Source organism: Methylibium sp. T29-B, from assembly GCF_000576225.1.
In the GTDB taxonomy this organism is placed as follows: domain Bacteria; phylum Pseudomonadota; class Gammaproteobacteria; order Burkholderiales; family Burkholderiaceae_C; genus Methylibium; species Methylibium petroleiphilum.
In genome coordinates, this window is record NZ_AZSN01000169.1 from 1 (window position 1) to 7456 (window position 7456).

Annotated in this window: 3 protein-coding genes and 1 pseudogene; 3 read left to right on the plus strand and 1 reads right to left on the minus strand. The window is 70.7% G+C overall.

The annotated features are described in order from the left end of the window. The first annotated feature begins 233 nt into the window (after positions 1-233). Together Y694_RS26185 and Y694_RS26190 are read left to right on the plus strand one after the other, a co-directional pair. Positions 234-1313 carry a cache domain-containing protein gene (locus Y694_RS26185; protein ID WP_231497769.1) on the plus strand — a complete coding sequence of 360 codons (1080 nt, stop codon included), beginning with the start codon at positions 234-236 and terminating at the stop codon, positions 1311-1313. Next, positions 1292-2785, plus strand: coding sequence for a chemotaxis protein CheW (locus tag Y694_RS26190; RefSeq protein WP_231497770.1), 1494 nt, complete (start codon positions 1292-1294; stop codon positions 2783-2785). The genes Y694_RS26185 and Y694_RS26190 overlap by 22 nt, the downstream gene beginning before the upstream one ends. Positions 2786-2835: 50 nt before the next feature. Here the strand turns inward: Y694_RS26190 and Y694_RS18375 are convergent, their stop codons facing one another. Beyond that, entirely contained in the window at positions 2836-5361 is a 2526-nt protein-coding gene (locus Y694_RS18375) for a GspE/PulE family protein (protein ID WP_197028815.1), read from the minus strand. 197 nt (positions 5362-5558) lie between these two features. On the opposite strand from Y694_RS18375, the pseudogene Y694_RS18380 reads away from it, so the two are divergent. Then, positions 5559-7456, plus strand: a pseudogene (locus Y694_RS18380) (hydantoinase/oxoprolinase family protein); the annotation flags it as partial.

Genomic DNA, 7456 nt, shown 5'->3' on the forward strand with positions numbered 1-7456 from the left:
GCGCCTCGGCGGCGGCGGCCGCGCTGGCCGCGTGAGCCAGCGCTATGCGCGTGCGCTGGTGCTGGGCAGAACGAGCTGCTGCATGCGGTGCAGCAGGCGCAACGCTCGGTCGACGCTGCGCTGCGGCCGCTGGACGCAGCCGCCTAGCCCGCACGGCTCGGCGCACGTCGCCCCGGGCATGGACATTGCTGCAGCGCCGCATCGGCCTGCCGGGCTGGACAGCAAGCACAAGAATGGACATAGATGGGTTCCTCCCGCACATGCGGGACGTGGTGCGCTGCGACGAATCGCTGCGTGAACTCAACCTGACGTGGCGCATGATCGAGGCGTCGGCCAAGATGAACTGCGCCGAAGATGCGGGCGGCATCCTGCCGATGATGGCCGCCACGCGCGAGGGATTCCAGCGCCTCGAAACGGAGCTGGTCAGCAGCCTCGTGCACCAGAAGGTGACCAACGTGATGGCCGAGCTGGGCACCCGCGCGCGCCATGTGATCGACATCATCGTGCGCAACCTCTACGAGCGCACCGCCGATGTCGGCTTCCTCGCGACGGACCGCGAGCTGTGCGAGTACGTCGCCGGCATCGGTGGCACGCGCGAGGCCGTGGTCGAGCGGCTGCGCGCGTACCGCGACAAGTACACCGTCTACGACGAAATCGTGCTGCTCGACATCCGCGGCGGCGTGCTGGCCCACATCGACGCCCATTCGCCGATCGAGGGCAGCGGCGATCCGCTGATCGCTCGGTCGCTGGCGAGCGACACCTATGTCGAGAGCTTCCGTGCGACCGACCTGCGGCCGGGCAGGCCGCGCTCGCTCGTCTACTCGCGGCGCATGCTGGACCCGCGCGACGGGCAGCCGGTCGGTGTCCTGTGTCTGGTGTTCGGATTCGAGAAGGAGATGGCGAGCATCTTCGCATCGCGCCATGGCCGGGACGGCCGCTCCAACATCATGCTGCTCGACGCCGACAACCGCATCATCGCGTCGGCCGATGAGCAATGGCTGCCGCTGGGCTCGGTGGTGCCGGTGAACCGCTCGGCGCAGCCCGAGCTGTGCATCCATGCCGGGCGCACCTACCTGGTCCAGACCTTCGTGTCCGACGGCTACCAGGGCTACGCCGGGCCTCCCGGCTGGCAGAGCCAGGTGATGATCCCGCTCGAAGTCGCCTTCAGCGGCCGGGCCGGGGGCGTGCTGGAGCGCCTCGACGAGGCCGTCGCCGAAGGTTTGCTGTCGCATGCGCGCAGCTTCTGCCCGCCGCTCTACGAGATCGTCACCGCTGCGACGGCATCCGGCGCGTGGTGTGGAACGGCCAGGTGATGGCGGCCGGCGAGGGCGGTGACCTGCATCGCCTCAAGACCGTGCTGGAGCAGATCAGTGACACCGGCGCACGCAGCAACGAGCTGTTCGCGCGTTCGATCCGCGATCTTTACGACACGGTGCTCGCGTCCAGTCTCGCGAGTGCGGAGTTCACGACACAACTGCTGGTCGAGCTGCTCGACCGCAACCTCTACGAGCGCTCCGACGACTGCCGCTGGTGGGCGATGACACCCGAGCTGCGCAGCGCGCTCGCACAGCCGGTGCTCGACGAGCCGGCACGCCGTGCACTCACCGCGCTGCTCGAAGGCATCCACGCGCTCTACACGGTCTACACGCGGCTCGTCGTCTACGACAGCCACGGGCGCATCGTCGCCGCGAGCGAGCCGCGCGCGCAAGGCAGCGTTGTCGACGGCAGGATCGAGGACGACACACTGCGGGCCGTGCTGGCGCTGCCCGACTCGCAGTCCTATCACGTGACGCCATTCCGTCCGTCTGCGCTCTGCGACGGGCTGCCGACGTATGTCTATCACGCCGCGGTGCGTGCATTGGACGACGAGGCCACGGTGGTCGGCGGCATCGGCATCGCCTTCAACTCGGCGCGCGAGCTCGAGGCAATGCTGAGCGACGGCATCGGCGCCCAGACCGACATGTCGGCGCTGTTCGTGGATCGACGCGGCCGCGTCATCGCCAGCACCGACGCGTCGGTCGCCGTCGGCGGCACGCTGGACCTGCCGCCCGAGTTCCTGACACTGGGCAACGGCGGCAGCGCGTCGCGAGTGATCGTGCGCGATGGACGCTACACCCTGGTCGGGTGCTCGGTTTCCAACGGCTATCGCGAGTTCAAGCGGACGGACGGGTATGTGGAGGATGTGCTGGCGGTGGCCTTCCAGTCGCTCGGCGAGGTGCGCACCCCGCAGCTCACCGCGCGGCACCGGGCGCTCACGCGGCTGACCGAGGGATCGACCGTCGCAAGCGGCGCCGAGTTCGCGACCTTCTTCATCGATGCAGCGCTGATGGCCTTGCCAGCCGAGCACGTGATCGAGGCGCTACCGGCGTGGCACCTGACGGCCGTGTCGACGGGCGAGGTGCCGCACCGCATCGGCATGCTGGCGCGTCGGCGCGAGGGGCATGTCGAGGGTTATCTGTGGGCTTTCGACCTTGGCTCGCTGCTGGGCGGTCTGCCCACGGTGATCAGCGACACCAGCCAGGTCGTGGTGCTGCGATACCAGGAGGTCGAGATCGGCCTGCTGGTCAGCGAGCTTCACGGCGTACCGGCGTTCGCGGCGCAACAGATCACGCGGGCGCCGCAGCTCCGCGGTGGTGCGCCGGCGCTGGTGTCGCACCTGATCAAGGCCAACGAGGGGCAGCTGATGATCCAGGTGCTCGACGTGGCACGCTTGTTCGCGAGCCTGGGGATCATGAAGGACGTGATGCACAGCAGAGCGCCGGCCTGCGTCGACAGCTCAGCCTGACCCAGGGGGACGGGCTTGTCAGCGCGGCGGCATGCCGTGCCGGACGGACCTCAGACATTGCTCGTGGCGCGAACCTCGTCGATCGAGGTCTGACCTTGCAGCACCTTCTCGATGCCGTCCTGCCGCAGCGTCAGCATGCCCTCGCTGAGGGCCAACTGCTGCAGCTCCTCGGCGCGGGCGCCGGTCTGGATCATGCGACGCAGCTCGCGCGACATCGGCATCAGCTCGTGGATGCCGCAGCGGCCGCGGAAGCCGGTGTGGCCGCAGGCCGGGCAGCCGGGGCTGTGGTGGTGCATCAGCCGGCCGTCGCGGCCGAAGCGACCCAGCCAGCCCTCGCGGACGCTGGCACGCACGGCCTCCGGGTCGGCGTGGTGCTGCACGAACAGGTGATCGTCGAGCATCACCTCGATCTCGGCCTCGGTCATCGGGCGGCTCACGCGGCATTCGGTGCACAGGCGCCGAACGAGGCGCTGTGCCAGCACCAGCAGCAGCGAATCGGCGAAGTTGAACGGGTCCATGCCCATGTCGAGCAGGCGGGTCACGGTCTCCGGCGCGCTGTTGGTGTGCAGCGTGGACAGCACCAGGTGGCCGGTCAGAGAGGCCTCGACCGCGATGCGGGCCGTCTCGCCGTCGCGCACCTCGCCGACCATGATCACGTCCGGATCGGCGCGCAGGAAGGCGCGCAGCGCCTTCGCGAAGGTCCAGTCGATCTTCGGGTTCACCTGCACCTGGCGCAGGCCGGCCTGGGTGATCTCGACCGGGTCCTCCGCCGTCCAGATCTTGCGTTCCGGCTGGTTGATGTGGCTGATGGCCGAATGCAGCGTGGTGGTCTTGCCCGAGCCGGTGGGGCCGACGCACAGCACGAGGCCGTAGGGGCGTTCCATCGCGGTCTTGAGCTGCGACAGGTGGCGCTCGCTGAACCCCAGCTTCTCCAGCGGCACCGGCTTGGCCGAGGCCAGCAGCCGCATCACCACGTCCTCGAGGCCGTTGTTGGTGGGGATCGTGGCTACGCGCAGCTCGAGCTTGTGCTGGGCCGAGAACTTGGCGAAGTTGATCTTGCCGTCCTGCGGCTTGCGGCGCTCGGAGATGTCGAGGTCGCACATGATCTTGATGCGCCCGATGATCGCGTTGCGGTAGGTGTGCGGCAGCTCGAGGTAGGGCTTGAGCACGCCGTCCTTGCGGAAGCGGATCTTCAGCTTCTCGCGGCCCGGGTAGTTCTCGATGTGGATGTCGCTGACGCCCTGGTTGTAGGCCTCGATGATCATCGTGTGGATCAGGCGCACGAGCGAGTTGTCGCTCTGCTCGATCTGCTTCTCGTTCTCGCGGGCGTTCTGGTCGGCGCCCTCGCGCTCCAGGCTCTCCAGCAGCTTGCCGGCGTCCGCGGGCTCGGGCTCGGGCCCGTCGTCGAGTGCCAGGCCGGCGATCTCGACGCCGATGCGCGAGTAGGCGCTGTGCAGCGTGGCCTGGATGTCGTGGTGGCGCGCGAGCACCGGGGCCACCTTGCACTGGCTGGCAAATTCGATCTCGTCGAGCGCGCCGCGCTTGGACGGGTCTTCCACCGCCACCACCAGCGTCGTGTCGCGCAGCAGCAGCGGCAGCGCGTTGAGGCGCTGCGCGGTCGGGAAGGGCAGCTTGCGCAGCGCGTCGGCCTCGATCGGGAAGCTGCTGGCGTCGACGATGGGGTAGCCCATCTTGCGCGCCAGCGCGGTCTGGAGGTCCTGGCGCGACACGCGGCCCAGGCGCACCAGCAGCTCGCCGATCGGCACGCCGCGGTCCACCTTCTGCTGCTCCAGCGCCTCGTCGAGCTGCTGATGGTCGATCATGCCCAGCGCGATCAGCGCCTCGCCGATGCGCACCATCGGCATGCGGCTCTGCTGCACGATGGCCTCGAGCAGCTGGTCGGAGGTGACGCTGCGTTGCGTGACCAGGATGTCGCCGAGCTTCTGCTTGCGCAGGCTCTGCTGCATCTGGGCGGCCTCGTTCACCTGTTCGGCGGTGGCGGCCTGGCTCTCGACCAGCAGGTCGCCGAGCCGCGGCCCGATCTCGCGCGAGGCGATGCCCTCGCTCGGAACGAACAGCCGCGTGACGCGCCCGCTGTCGTCGAGCGGCGTGAACAGGAACAGGCCGAAGGCGGTCTCGACGTGACCGATGGTCTCGCCGACGATGGGGCCGCCGGACTTCATCTCCAGCTTGTAGCGGCTGCGCGGGCGGTGTGCCAGCACGGCGGCGTGCGGATCGTCGCTGCGTGGTGCGGTCGGGACCAGCGGCTCCGTCAGCATCAGCGAACGGAAGCGCGCGAACTTCAGCGGCATCGTCGAGCGTGCGGGGGGGATCTGCACGCTCGCCAGCTCGTCCGCCGGCGAGAAGCCGAGCAGCCGGCCGCTGATGAGCTTGCCGTTGAGTCCCTCGATGGCGCAGGGCTCGGCCTGTCCGGGCGCGCCCGCCTGCGGATAGCCGGCGAACGGCGGCGTGGGCCAGCTGAAGGCCCCGGCGCGCGCGGCGTCCTGCTGGCTGTCGGGCGCTGCGGCGCCTGCCTTGCGGGGCGGCGTCATCGGCGGCAGCGAGAGATCGGTCATGGCGTTGAGTCGGCGGGGCGGTGTGGCAAGGGCAGGCGACAGGCATGGTCGCCCTGGCATCGTAAGGAGGCCCCGCGAGCGGGAACGCCGGAAAAGCGGGCATTCCGGCCGGCAGATCTGCCGCTCGCCGGTAGGATGCCCCGAAGGGCGCGGCGAACCGGCACGCGCCCGGGGTGGCCTGGAGGGAACGCGAGGCGATGGACGCAAGACGGTGGCAGTTCTGGATCGACCGGGGGGGCACCTTCACCGACGTGATCGGCCGCGCACCCGACGGTCGCCTGCACACCGCCAAGCTGCTCAGCGAGAACCCCGGGCAATACGACGACGCGGTGGTCGAGGGTCTCCGCCGCCTGCTGGGCCTGCCGGCCGGCGCGGCCATCCCCGTCGCGCAGGTCGAGTGCGTGAAGATGGGCACCACGGTGGCGACCAATGCGCTGCTGGAGCGCAAGGGCGAACCGACGCTGCTGGTCACGACCCGCGGTTTCCGTGACGCACTGCGCATCGCCTACCAGGCGCGGCCGCGGCTGTTCGACCGCCGCATCGTGCTGCCCGAACTGCTGTACCAGCGCGTGGTCGAGGCGGCCGAGCGCATGGGCGCGCACGGCGAGGTGGTCGAGCCGCTCGACGAGGCCGCGCTGCGCGAGCGCCTGTGGGCGGCCCACGACGCCGGCCTGCGTGCCTGCGCCATCGTCTTCCTGCACGGCTACCGCTACCCGCAGCACGAGGCGGCGGCGGCGCGCATCGCGCGCGAGCTGGGTTTCACGCAGGTGTCGGTGTCGCACGAGGTCAGCCCGCTGATGAAGTTCGTGTCGCGTGGCGACACCACCGTGGTCGACGCCTACCTGTCGCCGATCCTGCGCCGCTACGTCGAGCGCGTGGCCGCGCAGATGCCCGGCGTGCCGCTGTACTTCATGCAGAGCTCGGGCGGGTTGGCGCAGGCCGAGAGCTTCCAGGGCAAGGACGCGGTGCTGTCCGGTCCGGCCGGCGGCATCGTCGGCATGGTGCGCACGGCGCTCGAGGCCGGCTACACGCGCGTGATCGGCTTCGACATGGGCGGCACCTCGACCGACGTCTCGCATTACGCGGGCGAGTTCGAGCGCGCCTTCGAGACCCAGGTGGCCGGCGTGCGGCTGCGCGCGCCGATGATGAGCATCCACACGGTGGCCGCCGGCGGCGGCTCGGTCGTGCGCTTCGATGGCGGCCGGCTGCGCGTCGGGCCTGAGTCGGCCGGCGCCGATCCCGGCCCGGCCTGCTACCGCCGCGGTGGCCGTTGACCACCACCGACGCGAACCTGCTGCTCGGGCGCATCCAGCCCGCATATTTCCCCGCGGTGTTCGGGCCGCGCGGCGACGAGCCGCTCGACGCCGAGGGCGTGGTGCAGCGCTTCGGCGCGCTGGCGCAGCAGCTCGCCGTGGCGACCGGCCGTGCCACGCTGCCGGAGGACGTGGCCGCCGGCGCGCTGCAGATCGCTGTGGCCAACATGGCCAATGCGATCAAGCGCATCTCGGTCGCGCGCGGCCACGACGTGAGCGGCTACACGCTGCAGTGTTTCGGCGGCGCCGGCGGGCAGCACGCCTGCGCGGTCGCCGACGCACTGGGCATGACGCGCGTCTTCATCCACCCGCTGGCCGGTGTGCTGTCGGCCTACGGCATGGGTCTGGCCGACCAGACCGCGATGCGCGAGGCGGCGGTCGAGCGCCGCCTCGATGCGGCAGGCCTGGCCGCCGCCGGCGAACGGCTCGATGCGCTGGCGGCCGAGGCGGAGGCCGCGCTGGCGGCGCAGGGCGTGGCTGCGTCGCGCATCGAGGTGCTGCGCCGCGTGCATGTGCGCTACGAAGGCACGGACACGGCGCTGGTGCTGGCCGACGGCGACGAGGCGGCGCTGCGCGCGCGCTTCGACGCTGCCTACCGCCAGCGCTATGCCTTCCTGATGGCGGGCCGGGCGCTGGTGATCGAGGCGGTGTCGGTGGAGGCGGTGGGTGCCGGCGAGCCGCTGCCGACGCCTGCTGCGGCCGAAGGTGCCGATCACGTTGCGGCGCCGCTGGCCACGGTGCGCCTGCACGGCGCGACGACGGCGAGGCCGGCGCCGCCTGGC